15 protein-coding genes and 1 tRNA gene are annotated in these 13,586 nt (G+C 53.0%); 5 read left to right on the top strand and 11 right to left on the bottom strand.

What is annotated here, in order from left to right; genetic code table 11:
• Positions 1-42 precede the first annotated feature (42 nt).
• On the bottom strand, positions 43-669 hold the full coding sequence (gene tesA, locus JC793_RS15275; protein ID WP_046893205.1) for a multifunctional acyl-CoA thioesterase I/protease I/lysophospholipase L1: 627 nt from the start codon (positions 667-669) through the stop codon (positions 43-45).
• On the opposite strand from tesA, the gene ybbA reads away from it, so the two are divergent.
• Both ybbA and ybbP read left to right on the top strand, forming a co-directional pair.
• Positions 637-1,323 (top strand): putative ABC transporter ATP-binding protein YbbA, encoded by a 687-nt coding sequence (ybbA, locus tag JC793_RS15270; protein WP_046893206.1) that lies wholly within the window; start codon positions 637-639, stop codon positions 1,321-1,323. The genes tesA and ybbA overlap by 33 nt on opposite strands.
• Positions 1,320-3,752 (top strand): putative ABC transporter permease subunit YbbP, encoded by a 2,433-nt coding sequence (ybbP, locus tag JC793_RS15265; protein WP_218426575.1) that lies wholly within the window; start codon positions 1,320-1,322, stop codon positions 3,750-3,752. The genes ybbA and ybbP overlap by 4 nt, the downstream gene beginning before the upstream one ends.
• Here the strand turns inward: ybbP and JC793_RS15260 are convergent.
• The 5 genes from JC793_RS15260 to ppiB form a co-directional block, all read right to left on the bottom strand.
• Positions 3,749-5,014: an MFS transporter gene (locus tag JC793_RS15260; RefSeq protein ID WP_046893208.1), complete on the bottom strand. Its 1,266-nt coding sequence runs from the start codon at positions 5,012-5,014 to the stop codon at positions 3,749-3,751. The two genes, ybbP and JC793_RS15260, sit on opposite strands and share 4 nt — an antisense overlap.
• Positions 5,015-5,102: 88 nt before the next feature.
• Positions 5,103-6,173: a 5-(carboxyamino)imidazole ribonucleotide synthase gene (gene purK / locus JC793_RS15255; protein WP_218426574.1), complete on the bottom strand. Its 1,071-nt coding sequence runs from the start codon at positions 6,171-6,173 to the stop codon at positions 5,103-5,105.
• Entirely contained in the window at positions 6,173-6,697 is a 525-nt protein-coding gene (gene purE, locus JC793_RS15250) for a 5-(carboxyamino)imidazole ribonucleotide mutase (protein ID WP_218426573.1), read from the bottom strand. Before purE ends, purK begins: the two co-directional genes overlap by 1 nt.
• Positions 6,698-6,845: 148 nt before the next feature.
• Positions 6,846-7,568: a UDP-2,3-diacylglucosamine diphosphatase gene (locus JC793_RS15245; RefSeq protein ID WP_218426572.1), complete on the bottom strand. Its 723-nt coding sequence runs from the start codon at positions 7,566-7,568 to the stop codon at positions 6,846-6,848.
• Positions 7,569-7,570: 2 nt separating this feature from the next.
• Positions 7,571-8,065, bottom strand: coding sequence for a peptidylprolyl isomerase B (ppiB, locus tag JC793_RS15240; RefSeq protein WP_107678467.1), 495 nt, complete (start codon positions 8,063-8,065; stop codon positions 7,571-7,573).
• A 273-nt stretch (positions 8,066-8,338) separates the two neighbouring features.
• Between ppiB and cysS the strand changes: the two genes are divergently transcribed.
• Both cysS and cybC read left to right on the top strand, forming a co-directional pair.
• A complete protein-coding gene (cysS, locus tag JC793_RS15235) occupies positions 8,339-9,727 on the top strand; it encodes a cysteine--tRNA ligase (protein ID WP_218426571.1) in 1,389 nt (462 codons plus the stop codon).
• 175 nt (positions 9,728-9,902) lie between these two features.
• Entirely contained in the window at positions 9,903-10,292 is a 390-nt protein-coding gene (cybC, locus tag JC793_RS15230; protein WP_166708439.1) for a cytochrome b562, read from the top strand.
• Positions 10,293-10,373: 81 nt separating this feature from the next.
• Here cybC and cybB read toward each other — a convergent pair whose 3' ends face one another.
• The 3 genes from cybB to folD form a co-directional block, all read right to left on the bottom strand.
• Positions 10,374-10,907 carry a cytochrome b561 gene (gene cybB, locus JC793_RS15225; RefSeq protein ID WP_218426570.1) on the bottom strand — a complete coding sequence of 178 codons (534 nt, stop codon included), beginning with the start codon at positions 10,905-10,907 and terminating at the stop codon, positions 10,374-10,376.
• Between the two features lie 70 nt (positions 10,908-10,977).
• The gene (gene ybcJ, locus JC793_RS15220; protein WP_046893216.1) at positions 10,978-11,190 is read right to left on the bottom strand and encodes a ribosome-associated protein YbcJ; all 213 of its coding nucleotides are present in this window, start codon (positions 11,188-11,190) and stop codon (positions 10,978-10,980) included.
• Between the two features lie 2 nt (positions 11,191-11,192).
• Entirely contained in the window at positions 11,193-12,056 is an 864-nt protein-coding gene (gene folD, locus JC793_RS15215; protein WP_046893234.1) for a bifunctional methylenetetrahydrofolate dehydrogenase/methenyltetrahydrofolate cyclohydrolase FolD, read from the bottom strand.
• 192 nt (positions 12,057-12,248) lie between these two features.
• On the opposite strand from folD, the gene JC793_RS15210 reads away from it, so the two are divergent.
• A tRNA-Arg gene (locus tag JC793_RS15210) sits at positions 12,249-12,325 on the top strand.
• A 111-nt stretch (positions 12,326-12,436) separates the two neighbouring features.
• Here JC793_RS15210 and JC793_RS15205 read toward each other — a convergent pair.
• Positions 12,437-12,625 carry a Rha family transcriptional regulator gene (locus JC793_RS15205; RefSeq protein ID WP_218426569.1) on the bottom strand — a complete coding sequence of 63 codons (189 nt, stop codon included), beginning with the start codon at positions 12,623-12,625 and terminating at the stop codon, positions 12,437-12,439.
• A 320-nt stretch (positions 12,626-12,945) separates the two neighbouring features.
• Positions 12,946-13,197, bottom strand: a complete 252-nt coding sequence (locus JC793_RS15200; RefSeq protein ID WP_218426568.1) for a hypothetical protein — start codon at positions 13,195-13,197, stop codon at positions 12,946-12,948.
• Positions 13,198-13,586: the final 389 nt, after the last annotated feature.

Below are 13,586 nucleotides of genomic sequence, written 5' to 3'. Positions count from 1 at the left end.
TTATAAGTCATGGACAAATCATTTAGGATAGTCTGACGCCTGTTATTGTAAGTAAGGCAGCAGCGTTTTATCCATCCAGTCTGTCACATAGGGCTGTGCCGCTGCGTTCGGGTGTATGCCGTCATCCTGTATCCACTGCGGGTTGGTGATGACCGCTTCCATGTAAAACGGGATCAGCGGAACGGCATTTTCCTGTGCCAGCGCCGGATAGAGCGCAGAGAACCGCTCTGTATAGCGTTTGCCGTAATTCGGCGGAATACGGATCTGCATCAGCAGCGGCTTCGCACCGGCGGCTTTCACGGCATCAATCGCTGCCTGAAGATCGGTGCGGGTTTGTGTCAGCGGCAGGCCGCGCAGGCCGTCGTTGGCACCCAGTTCAATCAGTACCCATTGCGGCCGGTGCTGCTCCAGCAGTGCAGGCAGACGGGCAAGTCCCTGAGCGGCCGTATTTCCGCTGATACTGCCGTTTATCAGTGTGATGCCGTTACCGGCCTGTTGCCAGCGTTGTCCCAGCTGTGCCGCCCACGCCTCTCCGGCCGGAAGGCGGTAACCGGCACTCAGGCTGTCCCCCAGTATCAGTAATGTTCCGGCGGCATACAGATTCCCGCTGAACAGCAGCAGAAAAAGGAAACAGAGATGGCTCCGGAGCCTATTCTTGAAATTGATCATCTTATTAAGCGCGTCGGTCAGGGTGAAAATGAGATCACTATATTGCAGGGTGTCGGATTAGTTGTCGAGCCTGAAGAAACAATTGCGCTGGTGGGGGAGTCCGGTTCCGGAAAATCGACCCTGCTGGGAATTATTGCCGGTCTGGATGACGGCACGTCCGGTGAGGTGAAACTGCTCGGACAGTCACTGCCGCAGCTGGATGAGGAAGCGCGGGCAAAACTGCGGGCGCGGGATGTCGGCTTTGTGTTTCAGTCCTTTATGCTGATCCCGACACTGAATGCGCTGGAAAATGTCCAGCTGCCTGCGTTGTTACGCGGTGAATCCGAATCTGCCAGCCGTGAAAATGCGGAGCAGCTGCTGATTCAGCTGGGGCTGGAAAAACGCCTGAAACATATGCCTGCCCAGCTTTCGGGCGGGGAACAGCAGCGGGTGGCGATAGCCAGGGCATTCTCGACCCGGCCGAAAATTCTGTTTGCCGATGAACCGACCGGTAACCTTGATCGCCGTACCGGCGACAAAATTGCGGATCTGCTGTTCTCACTGAACCGTGATTACGGCACCACGCTGATTCTGGTCACACATGATCTGACCCTTGCTGCCCGCTGTCAGCGGCGGCTGAAGTTGTCTGACGGCAAGCTGGAGGAACTGACATGATCTGGCGCTGGTTCTGGCGGGAGTGGCGCACGCCGTCCCTGCTGGTGGTCTGGCTGTCACTGACCCTGGCAGTCGCCTGTGTGCTGGCGCTGGGGCGTACCGGTGATCGCATTAATCAGAGTGTGAATTATCAGAGCCGTGATTATCTGGCCGGTGATCTGGTGCTGCGCGGCTCGCATCCGGCTGATGAAAGCTGGCTGAAAAAGGCGCAGGAAAGCGGCCTGGCGCTGAGTCAGCAGATGAGCTTCAACACCATGGTGTTTGCCAATGATGTGCCGCAGCTGGTGTATGTCAAAGCAGCCGATGAGGCTTATCCGCTGTACGGTGAGCTGGAAACCGATCCGCCCGGCCTGAAACCTGCACCGGGGGAGATTCTTATCGCGCCGCGCCTGGCAGAACTGCTCTCGGTAAAACCGGGACAGATGCTGGAAGTGGGGGATACCGACCTGAAAATTGCCGGTTTTCTTATTCAGGAGCCGGACAGCGGTTTTAATCCGTTCCAGATGGCTCCCCGCGTCCTGATCAGTTTGCAGGATGCGGAAGCCACCGGGGCAATACAGCCGGGGAGCCGCCTGACTTACCGCGATATGTTTGCCGGTGCGCCGGATGCGGTATCGATATTTAAACAGCAGTATGAGGATGCCCTGCGGATCGATCAGCGCTGGGTCACTTTGCAGCAGGAGGGCGGGGCGCTGGCGAAGTCGATCGATCGCGCTCAGCAGTTCCTGGTGCTCTCCGCATTGCTGACCCTGTTACTGGCGATTGCCGCCGTGGCCGTTGCGATGTCGCACTACTGCCGCAGTCGTCATACCCTGATTGCAGTACTGAAAACGCTGGGTGCAGGGCGGCGGGAGCTGCGTTACTGGGTTGTCGGGCAATGGGCGGTACTGATGGCTGCAGCGATGGTCGCCGGGTCGCTGCTGGGGCTGATTTTTGATGCCGTACTGATGAGCCTGCTCTCTCCGCTGCTGCCGAAAGCGCTGCCCGCGCCGGGATTATGGCCGTGGGCATGGGCACTGCTGACCCTGGTGGCTATCACTCTGCTGGTGGGTGCACGGCCGTACCGCCAGCTGATGCTGACACAACCGACCCGCGTGCTGCGCGATGACGTGGTGGCACCGGTCTGGCCGCTGCGCTGGTATCTGCCGCTGACAGCACTGATTGTGGCTGGCGGGCTGGCGGTGCTGACCAACGCCTCTTTTCTGCTCTGGGCAGTACTGGCCGGTGTGGTTCTGATCGCTGCGCTGCTGGCAGTGGCCGGATACGGCGGATTGTGGCTGCTGGCCAAAATCCCGTTTCGTGCACTGAGTCTGCGGCTGGCTGTCCGCCGCCTGCTGCGTCAGCCCGGTCAGACGCTGGTTCAGACCGGTGCATTTGCGCTCTCTTTTATGCTGCTGGGACTGCTGGTGATGGTTCGCGGTGATCTGATCGGGCGCTGGCAGCAGCAACTGCCGCCGGATACGCCGAACTATTTTCTGGTGAATATGACCGAAGATCAGATAGCACCTGTCAATCAGCTGCTGGCAGCGCACAACGTGACGCCAACGGAATATTATCCGGTGGTGCTGGCCCGGCTGTCCGGTATTAACGGCGAAACTGCGCTGGAATGGGCAGATGCGCGTGATCCCGGCAACAATACGGTCCGCCGTGAACTGAGTCTCACCTGGACGGAGTCCCTGCCGCCGCTTAACGAGCTGGAGGACGGCACCTGGCCGCCGAAACCCGGGGAAGTCTCTATTGAGATGGAAGTCGTCAAACAGCTCGGCCTGAAAGTGGGAGATACCCTGACATTCACCGGGGATACCCGGCCGTTTACCGCGACCGTCAGCAGTGTGCGGCAGGTGGACTGGGAAAGTATGCGGCCGAATTTTTTCTTTATTTTTAATCAGGCGTCCCTGGAAAATCAGAGTGCCATGTGGCTGACCAGCTTTCACTATGACGGTAATGATGGATTAATCACCCAGATGAATCGTAAGTATCCGTCTATCAGCATTTTTGATACCGGATCGATGCTGAAACAGATCCAGACCATTCTCGCGCAGGTCAGCCGTGCGCTGGAAGCGATGGTGGTACTGGTGCTGATCTGTGGTGTGCTGTTATTACTGGCGCAGATCCAGGTGGGTATGAATCAGCGCCGGACTGAACTGGTGGTATACCGCACCCTCGGTGCCGGAAAACGCCTGTTGCGGCGTACGCTGTGGAGTGAATTTGCGCTGCTGGGCGTGATGGCGGGCGTGGTTGCGGCACTCGGTGCGGAGATTGCCCTGTGGCTGTTGCAGACCCGCGTGTTTGATTTCCCGTGGCAATTGCAGTGGCCGCTGTGGATAGGGCTGCCGCTGGCCGGAGGTTTTCTGCTTTCACTCTGCGGCAGTGTGCTGGGGCTCCGTTTGCTCGGGGATTCTCAGCAGCACCGCCGTTTACAGAGTTAGTCCGGCGACGGCGTGTATGCCCTGACCGGTTTGTGCTGCGGTGGCCGCATAAAGAATGTGGCTGCCAGAATCACGATCACCGGCAGGGCGATCAGCAGGAACGCCGGGGTAAAACTGCCGCTGTAATCCTTGACGGCACCGGCAAAAAACGGTGCCAGACAGGCAAAGGTGGAAATCAGATTCACAACAGAAAACAGCTCCAGATACGGGCCGCGGCCAAAATAGTTTGCCAGCAGCACGCTGGAGGCCAGGAATGTCATACCGTAACCAATCCCCACCAGCACCGTAAACAGGATCAGCAGCGGCCAGCTGGTCGCGATACTCAGCGTCAGCACACCAAACGTGATGGTGGCGAGGCTGATAATCAGCAGCTTTTTCGGCTCCAGCCACTCGCCTATCGCTCCGCCTGCCAGACGGGAAAAGGCGTTGATAAAGGCCATGGTACTGAGGAGTGTGGCCGCGATGGTTTCGCTGAATCCTTTGTCCATGATATGCGGCACCGCAAAACTGTTCACGGTGAATCCGCACCACAAAAAGGCGGTATAAGACGCGGCGATCACATAAAACTGCCAGGTTCTCAGCGCCTGACGGGCGCTCCAGCGCGCCTGACTGCGGTAGATACGGGAACTTTGTTTCTTCTGCTGCCACATCACTGCACGGGCATGCGTGATTTCACGGCGGCCTTCCCGCATCACCAGCAGGGTAATCAGTGTGACAACAGCCAGCGTCAGCGCGGAGATCAGCCAGTGTACCCGCCATGAACCGAACACATGGGCGGCGAGAAAATAGATCCATGGCCCGACCACACCGCCGAGTCCGCCGAGGGTAAAGTAAAAACCAAACGCCAGGGACTGGCGGCTGAACAGCCGTGAAATCACATAGGTACCGGGAACGGTGGCCATAAAGGTAAAGCCAATCCCGAGGAAAGCCGTACCGATAAAATAGCGCTGAATCGACTGTGTGGTGTACAGGCTGTAAAACCCGGCCAGAAACAGCAGCAGTCCGGTCAGCAGGGTCAGGCGCACATTGGTTTTACGGATCAGAAGACTGGGCAGAAAACTGGATAATCCGCAGGTCAGCCCGAGCAGGGTGAACCCGAAACCGGCGTCCGTCCAGCTCCAGTTCAGTTCTCTGAGCATACCGGGTAAGACCACGCCTAATGAGGTAAAGGTGGTGGCGGTGGTCAGAAAATAAACCAGCCCCAGCAGGGTGAGTATAGTCCATTGATAAACAGGGCCTAAGCGGCGATCTGACGAAAACATCCCGGCTCCGGAAAAGGCGTAAAAAGCAAAATGCCCGGCTGAACGCCGGGCATCAGAATGGAACTATTGTCGCCGGAAACGGTGCCGACTACCAGCTTAATATTGTTTTTGCCCAGTCCGCAGAAGACTGATATTCCGCCGGTAAATTCTGTGCCAGCTCACTGAGTGCCGCAATAAGCTGTGCCGGTTCCGGATGTGACAGGTTAATGTGACCGACTTTGCGCGCCGGCCGCACTTCTTTATCGTACCAGTGCAGATGCGCCAGCGGCTGTGCCAGCCACTGCGTATTCAGTTCAGTACCGATAATATTCACCATCACCGCTGGGGCGGTCACGACCGGCTGCGGCAGCGGAAGATCCAGAATCGCCCGCAGATGCAGCTCAAACTGGCTGACTGACGCACCGTTTTGTGTCCAGTGACCACTGTTATGCACACGCGGTGCCAGTTCGTTGATCAGCAGACCGTCCTCTGTGACAAAACACTCCATTGCCATCACACCGGTATAATCCAGCTCATTGAGGATCGCGCCCAGCATCTGCTCAGCTTGTTCCTGAAGCGGATTTTGTGTCTGCGGGAAGGCCACGCTCATGCGCAGAATGCCTTCTTCGTGATGATTATGCGTCAGCGGGTAAAACACACATTCTCCGGCGCGGTTACGGGCACCGACCAGCGACACTTCACCGGAAAACAGAATGCCTTTCTCGGCAATACACTCACCGTAAATTTCCGGCGGCAGGGCGGATTCATCCCCGGGACGCACACGCCACTGGCCGCGGCCGTCATAGCCGCCGGTACGGCGCTTGACGATGACAAAGTCCCCGAGGCGGGCAAAAATATCAGGCCATTCATCAGGGGAAGAAAGCGGCTGCCATGGTGAGGTGGCGAGATGCAGATCATCCATCAGTTTTTTCTGCGGCAGGCGGTCAGCCAGACGCGGAAAGATATCCCGGTTGATAAAGGCGGGATGCTGCCCGAGCACTTGTGTCAGCGCGGTTTGCGGCCACTGCTCGATTTCAGCGGTGATCACACTGTGCTGATAAGGAACGGCTTCCGGTTCGGCATCCAGCCCGACCGGATAAACAGAAATGCCCAGCGGCTCACCGGCCTGGCGCAGCATCCGGCCCAGCTGGCCGTTTCCCAGAACGCACACCGGTTTCATCAGCAGGCCTCCCGCGGATCCGGGTTACTGAGCACATCATCGGTCTGTGCTGCGCGCCATTCTGTCAGACGGACAAGCAGAGCCTCATCATGCAGGGCAAGAATCTGTGCCGCGAGCAGAGCGGCATTGGCGGCACCGGCTTTACCGATCGCCAGCGTGCCGACCGGAATACCTTTCGGCATCTGCACAATGGAATAGAGACTGTCGACGCCGCTGAGTGCGGCGCTCTGCACCGGCACACCCAGCACCGGAACGAGGGTTTTGGCCGCCAGCATACCCGGCAGATGCGCGGCACCACCGGCACCGGCGATGATCACATCAAACCCGTTCTTTTTTGCGGTTTCAGCGAAAGAAAACAGTTTGTCCGGCGTGCGGTGCGCGGAAACCACTTCGGTGTGATAAGGCACCTGAAGCAGGTCGAGGATCGCAGCGGCGTGTTCCATGGTGCTCCAGTCACTTTTGGAACCCATAACAATAGCCACTTTGGCTGCCGGTGAGTGTTGTTGCGAAGAGGCGGCGTTCATGTTTTCGGTGCTCCTGTACATCCCGCGTCACGAAAATTGACAGACGTCCGGCAGTGAGCCGGTGAAGAAGACGGGCATAATATCATGGTAAATCACGAAGGAAAACGTTTGCGTCACGGATTTTTCACAAATACGGGCAGGTAATGGCTCAGAACGGAAAGAAGATCAGCGAAATACTGTCCGGGGTGATTTTAAAGGCGGAACCCTGAGAATGCCACGCACCGAGAACACCGCGAAAGTGCGTTTCGCCGTCAGCAGAAACATCGTGTACCGCAGGACGGTGGGTGTGACCGTGGATCATCCAGCGTGTCCGGTGCTGACGGAATGCCTTCATCACCTCGTTCTGATTTACATCCATAATCGCTTCGCTTTTGCGCTGATTGGCAGACTGACTGCCCGCCCGCATTTTCTTCGCGATTTTCAGGCGCAGTGACAGCGGCAGCCACAGAAACAGGCGCTGTATCCACGGAGTGTGAACGCGCTGACGATAATGCTGATAATCCGTGTCATCGGTACAGAGAGTATCGCCGTGCATGATCAGGATCTGATGCCCTTCGGCTTCAATTACCTGTGTATCCGGCAGCAGCGTCATTCCGCACTGACGGGCATAGCGTTTGCCCAGCAGAAAGTCACGGTTACCGCAGATAAAGAAGATCTTCACGCCGCTGTCACTGAGGGATTTCAGCGCATCAGCCACGGTTTTATGCAGCGGGTTCGGGTCATCATCACCAATCCAGTAATCAAAAAAATCACCGAGAATATAGAGTTGTGATGCGTGAACCGCCTGTTCGCGCAGAAAACGAAGAAAGCCGGCGGTGATCGCCGGCTCGTGCTCATTTAAATGCAAATCTGCAATAATAAGCGTGGTCATACTTACTCAGAAACAGTCACGCTTTCGATGATCACATCTTCGCGCGGCACATCCTGGTGCATACCGCTGTTGCCGGTTTTGACTGCTTTGATTTTGTCCACAACATCCATACCTTCAACCACTTCAGCAAACACACAGTAGCCCCAGCCACTTGGTGTTTCTGAACGGAAGTTCAGGTAGTCGTTGTCAACAACGTTGATGAAAAACTGTGCAGTGGCGGAATGCGGGTCGTTGGTACGGGCCATCGCCAGGGTGCCGCGGTTATTTTTCAGACCGTTGTTGGCTTCGTTTTTAATCATACCGAGGGTTGGCTTCTGCTTCATGCCCGGCTCAAAACCACCGCCCTGGACCATGAAATCATTGATAACACGATGGAAAATGGTGTTATTGTAGAAACCGTCTTCACAATATCTCAGGAAGTTTGCGACCGTTTCCGGTGCTTTGTCCGCGAACATCTTAATGACGATATCACCATGATTTGTATGAAAAGTTACCATAATAATTTCCTGCTGCTTATATTATAAAGGCAATAATCTGCCGTTTTTATCTCCGGGGTGTGTTATATCATACTCACTAATCTGCGTCAGTATTTGTTATAATCACCGGGTTTTACAGGGTCTTTCTTGCATTTGCAGGGTATTCGCGTTTCAATAACCTGACCTGTCTCAGATTATGATCCCCGCAGACAGATATAAAAAATAAAGTATTTATTATCAATTAATTAACATAAGTCACCATCAACACGTACAGACTTTTAATGGAATAGTCCTATGCTGAAAATTTATAACACCTTATCAAGACAAAAAGAGGAATTTAAGCCCATTAACCCCGGTAAAATCGGGATGTACGTGTGTGGTATCACTGTTTACGACCTGTGTCATATCGGACACGGGCGGACATTTGTTGCGTTTGACACCATTGTGCGCTATCTGCGTCACGCCGGGTATGATGTGAACTATATCCGCAACATCACGGATGTGGACGACAAAATTATCAAACGGGCGAATGAAAACCACGAAACCTGTGATCAGCTGGTGGATCGCATGGTGGCGGAGATGCACCGCGATTTCGATGCCATGAACCTGATGCGCCCGGATTCAGAGCCGCGTGCCACGCATCACATCAAAGAAATTATTGAGATCACGCAGTTACTGCTCGACCGAAATCACGCCTACGTGGCGGATAACGGTGATGTGATGTTTGATATCAGCAGCGACCCGGAGTACGGCCTGCTGTCACGTCAGGATCTGGAACAGCTCCAGGCCGGTGCACGTGTTGAGGTGGCGGATGTAAAACGCAACCCGATGGATTTCGTGTTGTGGAAAATGTCCAAGCCGGGTGAGCCGTCATGGGAATCGCCGTGGGGCGCAGGCCGTCCGGGCTGGCACATCGAGTGTTCTGCGATGAACAGCAAACAGCTGGGTACGCATTTTGACATTCACGGCGGCGGTTCTGACCTGATGTTCCCGCACCATGAAAACGAAATCGCGCAGTCAACCTGTGCCCACGACGGCCCGTATGTGAATTACTGGATGCACTCCGGTATGGTGATGGTCGATAAAGAGAAGATGTCGAAATCCCTCAATAACTTCTTCACCATCCGCGATGTGCTGGGTTATTACGACCCGGAAACGGTGCGTTACTTCCTGCTGTCCGCACATTACCGCAGTCAGCTTAACTACACGGAAGAGAACCTGAAGCAGGCGCGTACTGCGCTGGAGCGTTTTTATACTGCTCTGCGCGGCACAGATAAAGACGCGGCGGTGGTGGTTAATGAGGAATTCGCCAGTCGTTTCCGCGATGCAATGGACGATGATTTCAACACCCCGGAAGCTTATTCTGTACTGTTTGATATGGCACGCGAACTGAACCGCCTGAAACAGGAAGATATGACGGCGGCGAACGGCCTGGCGGCACAACTGCGCCAGCTGGCGGGTGTGCTGGGTCTGCTGACTCAGGACCCTGAGCAGTTCCTGCAAAGCGGTGCGCAGAGCGAAAGTGATGAAGATACAGCAAAAATCGAAGCACTGATCAAACAGCGTAACGATGCCCGTGCCTCAAAGGAATGGGCGCAGGCTGATGCGGCCCGTGATGCCTTAACCGATATGGGTATTGTGCTGGAAGATGGCCCGCAGGGCACCACCTGGCGCCGTAAGTAATCGTTATTACATTCTGGCTGAAAAGCCCGGCATGATTTATTGCCGGGCTTTTTTATTTCGTTTTATTCTTACGGTGCAGGTATAACAGCAAATTATCAGCTATTCTGTCAGCGTAGCTGATTTTATACGTGAGTTTCTTGTCGTATTTTTATTAAAAAAATAAAGGAAGCATCTGATGAGTAAAAATATGTTAGCGGTATTGCTCGTTTCCGTTTGTGCGTTTGGTACAGTCACGGCGTCAGCCGCCGGATTGTCAGATAATATGAAAACGCTGAACGCAAATTTACAGATTGTTGAAAAAACAGATGACGCGGCAGCGCTGAAGGATGCACTGACAGAAATGCGTGCTGCGGCACAGAGTGCCAAAGCGGAATTACCCGCCAAACTGAAAGGTAAAGCGGCGGACAGCGCAGAAGTGAAGGATTACCATCATGGTTATGATGTTTTGACCGGACAAATCGACGAGGCACTGAAACTGGCGGGAGAGGGTAAAATTCAGGAAGCAAAAGCGATGACTGAACAATTTAAAGTCACCCGCGGTGAATACCACAAAAAATACCGTTAACAAATTATACAGATACCGTTCTTCAGTATTAAAAACGCCCGGTTATGACTGCCGGGCGTTTTATATTTCAGCGGCGGATAATCAGTGCCGTTTACGCGGCATCATGCGCAGCAGGGTATTATCTTTCCAGAAATAGTGATGTGCCAGTGCGGCTGCAGCATGCAGGCCGATAATAAAATAACCGGTATTAGCAATGATCTCATGAATATTCTGTATGCTGTACGCGAGATCTTCATCCGGTGTGGCAGATACCGGCATCGGAATACCAAATAATGACCAGTCATAACCGTTCAGATATTTAATACTGAAACCGAGCACCGGTAACAGAATAAATATCACAAAGATCATCAGATGCACCAGATGAGATAATCCGGTGATCACCGGGGACGGTTTGGGGATAATAGCCGGTGCGCGATGCTTTATTCTGACCGCCAGCCGGACAATCATCAGTATACCGACAGAGATACCGCAGCTGTAATGCAACCCGGACAAGATACTCCGCAGCGGCTCATCAGCAGAATCCCGTAACAGACCACTGATATAAACGACAATCACAAGCAGAAAAATAAACCAGTGCAGCGCAATTTGCACAGGCCTGAATTTTTGTGTTTCCATTTTTTGCGGCTCTTTTATTATGCGGATAAAAAAACCAGAGTCGATGCTCTGGTTTATTCACAAATTGATATTATTCAGCCACTTTTACCTGCTGACCGGCAAATTCCACCACTTTACCGGCAGTGATTTTGCCGCGTTTGCGGGTTTCTGTTTCACCGTCAACAGTCACCTGACCATCAGCGATAAACTGTTTGGCGGCAGCGCCGCTGTCTGCCCAGCCCTGAATTTTGAGCAGGTCACACAGTTCAACATGCGGGTGCCCGTCGAGATTAAAAATATCCATGGTTATTCGTCCTTATCGTGAAATTCTTCGCAGGCCTGTAATGTATTCTGAATCAGTGTGGCAACCGTCATAGGGCCGACACCACCCGGTACCGGGGTGATCCACTCTGCGCGTTCGGCGGCTTCGGCAAAATTCACATCACCGACCACTTTGCCGTTTTCCAGGCGGTTAATACCCACATCGATAACGATCGCGCCGGGTTTGATCCACTCGCCCGGAATAAAACCGGGTTTCCCGACAGCCACAATCAGCAGATCCGCATTTTCGACATGATGACGCAGATTTGTGGTAAAGCGGTGAGTGACCGTCGTGGTGCAACCGGCCAGCAGCAGCTCCAGACTCATCGGACGGCCGACAATATTGGATGCGCCGACAATCACAGCATTCAGACCAAATGTATTGATATTGCAGCGCTCAAGCAGCGTCACAATACCGCGCGGTGTGCACGGGCGCAGATTTGGCGCACGCTGGCACAGGCGGCCGATATTATAAGGATGAAAACCGTCTACGTCTTTATCCGGATGAATACGCTCAATGACTTTGACATTATCAATACCGGCTGGCAGCGGAAGCTGAACGAGTATCCCGTCGATAGTATTATCGTTATTCAGTTTATCAATGAGATGGAGGAGTTCGGCTTCGCTGGTGGTATCGGGGAGGTCATAAGAACGTGAAATAAATCCGACTTCTTCACAGGAACGGCGTTTGCTGGCGACATAAATCTGAGATGCGGGGTTCTCACCGACCAGGATAACGGCGAGACCGGGAGCACGTTTTCCGTTAGCAATCCGTTGCTGAACTTTTGCGGCAACTTCGGCACGGATGGTCGACGCAATCGTTTTCCCGTCTATAATTTTTGCTGACATCGTGTAAAAATCCATAAAACAGATAAAAGATGGGCACTATTCTGTCAGAACATTTTCCGTCTGTCAGTTATGTTTTATTGAGGTGGCGGAAAGTTACTGCCGAAGATAACTTATTTTCTGATTGACTCGCCGCTCCTCAGCCGTATAATCCACGGTGCATCAAGCAGTTAACCCGCTGTTTTTTTCCTCAGCGCGCCCTTAGCTCAGCTGGATAGAGCAACGGCCTTCTAAGCCGTAGGTCACAGGTTCGAATCCTGTAGGGCGTACCATATAAAACAAAGAATTACCCGCACAGTTACTATCAATAATGAAAGCGCGGGTGTTTTAACGGGTGTCTTTATTTTTTGTGACCAAGCCCATCTTTCGTACTCAACTTCTGTCTATCTCAAAAACGTCCGCCTTTCGTTCTTTCCGGTAAAACTCATTACCAGAAGCGTATAGCCATCTTTTGATAACTTATACATTGGCTGAATATCGCAATTTTTATCAATGTAATCAGTTGAATAAATATTATTCTCAGCAAATTCATCAGGACAATCGCTGATTGTTTGCTTTATTTTCCTCAGCACGTTTTTATGGTTTTTCCAAAATAGTCAGCAATCTTCCAGCTGGTTGTGAATACCTGCCCATCAGATGCCGGTACCATTTTCTGAAAATGGTACCCGGGTAAAACTACGGCAGTGATCATGGTGTAAATCCTTATAGAAAAGCGAACCTGTTCATCAGACTCCACGTTCCCTGCGTTGCCTGGTGACGACCGGTCTGTCCCCGGTGGTCAGGATGTAGATCATCCTCCCTGCCGATATAGTGCGTACTATATGAGGCTATGAGAAATCAGATATAAAAAGCCCCGCTATTTAGCGAGGCATTGTTTTCTTAATATACGTTTTTAAATCAAGGCTCCCCAGTTATACGTGGTGTAGTTACTGACGGAGTTGTTACTGTTGGTGTTGTTACTGTTGGTGTTGTTACTACGGGTACGGTAAATGACGGTGTCGTCACTGTTGGTGTTGTTGGTTCTGGTGTCGTCACTGTTGGTGTTGTTGGTTCTGGTGTTGTCACTGTTGGTGTTGTTGGGTCTGGTGTTGTCACTGTTGGTGTTGTTGGTTCTGGTGTCGTCACTGATGGTGTTGTTACGCACGGGGTTGTCACCGGACATGTTGGTTCGGGCGGACATACAGTCACAGGCGGGCATGTCGGTTTCGGCGTTACTGGCGGACAGGTTGGTTTCGGTTTTTCCGGTTCCTCACATTTGCAGCAGCACTTGCAACAGTTATTCACGATAATCTTAATAACTGTCTGCCCGTTCTCACAGCATGCTTCCTTTGTTACTTGAGTCATGATAATTCCTTTTTGATATCAGGCTCCCATTGAGCTGTATAATTATACAGTTGTCAGGTGGTGCTTAATAATCAGCTCCGGAAATGCAATGCGCCTCTGTCTCCCGTATTGCCGGCTTATCGTGATTACAGTCCGCTATTGATTTCTGTCGTGGTTTAATAAATTTGGCCACCTGAACAGAGGGGCATG

Source organism: Morganella morganii (assembly GCF_019242955.1).
Taxonomy (GTDB): domain Bacteria; phylum Pseudomonadota; class Gammaproteobacteria; order Enterobacterales; family Enterobacteriaceae; genus Morganella; species Morganella sibonii.
Note: the sequence above shows the minus strand (reverse complement) of the source record. Positions and strands in the feature narration are given on the sequence as shown.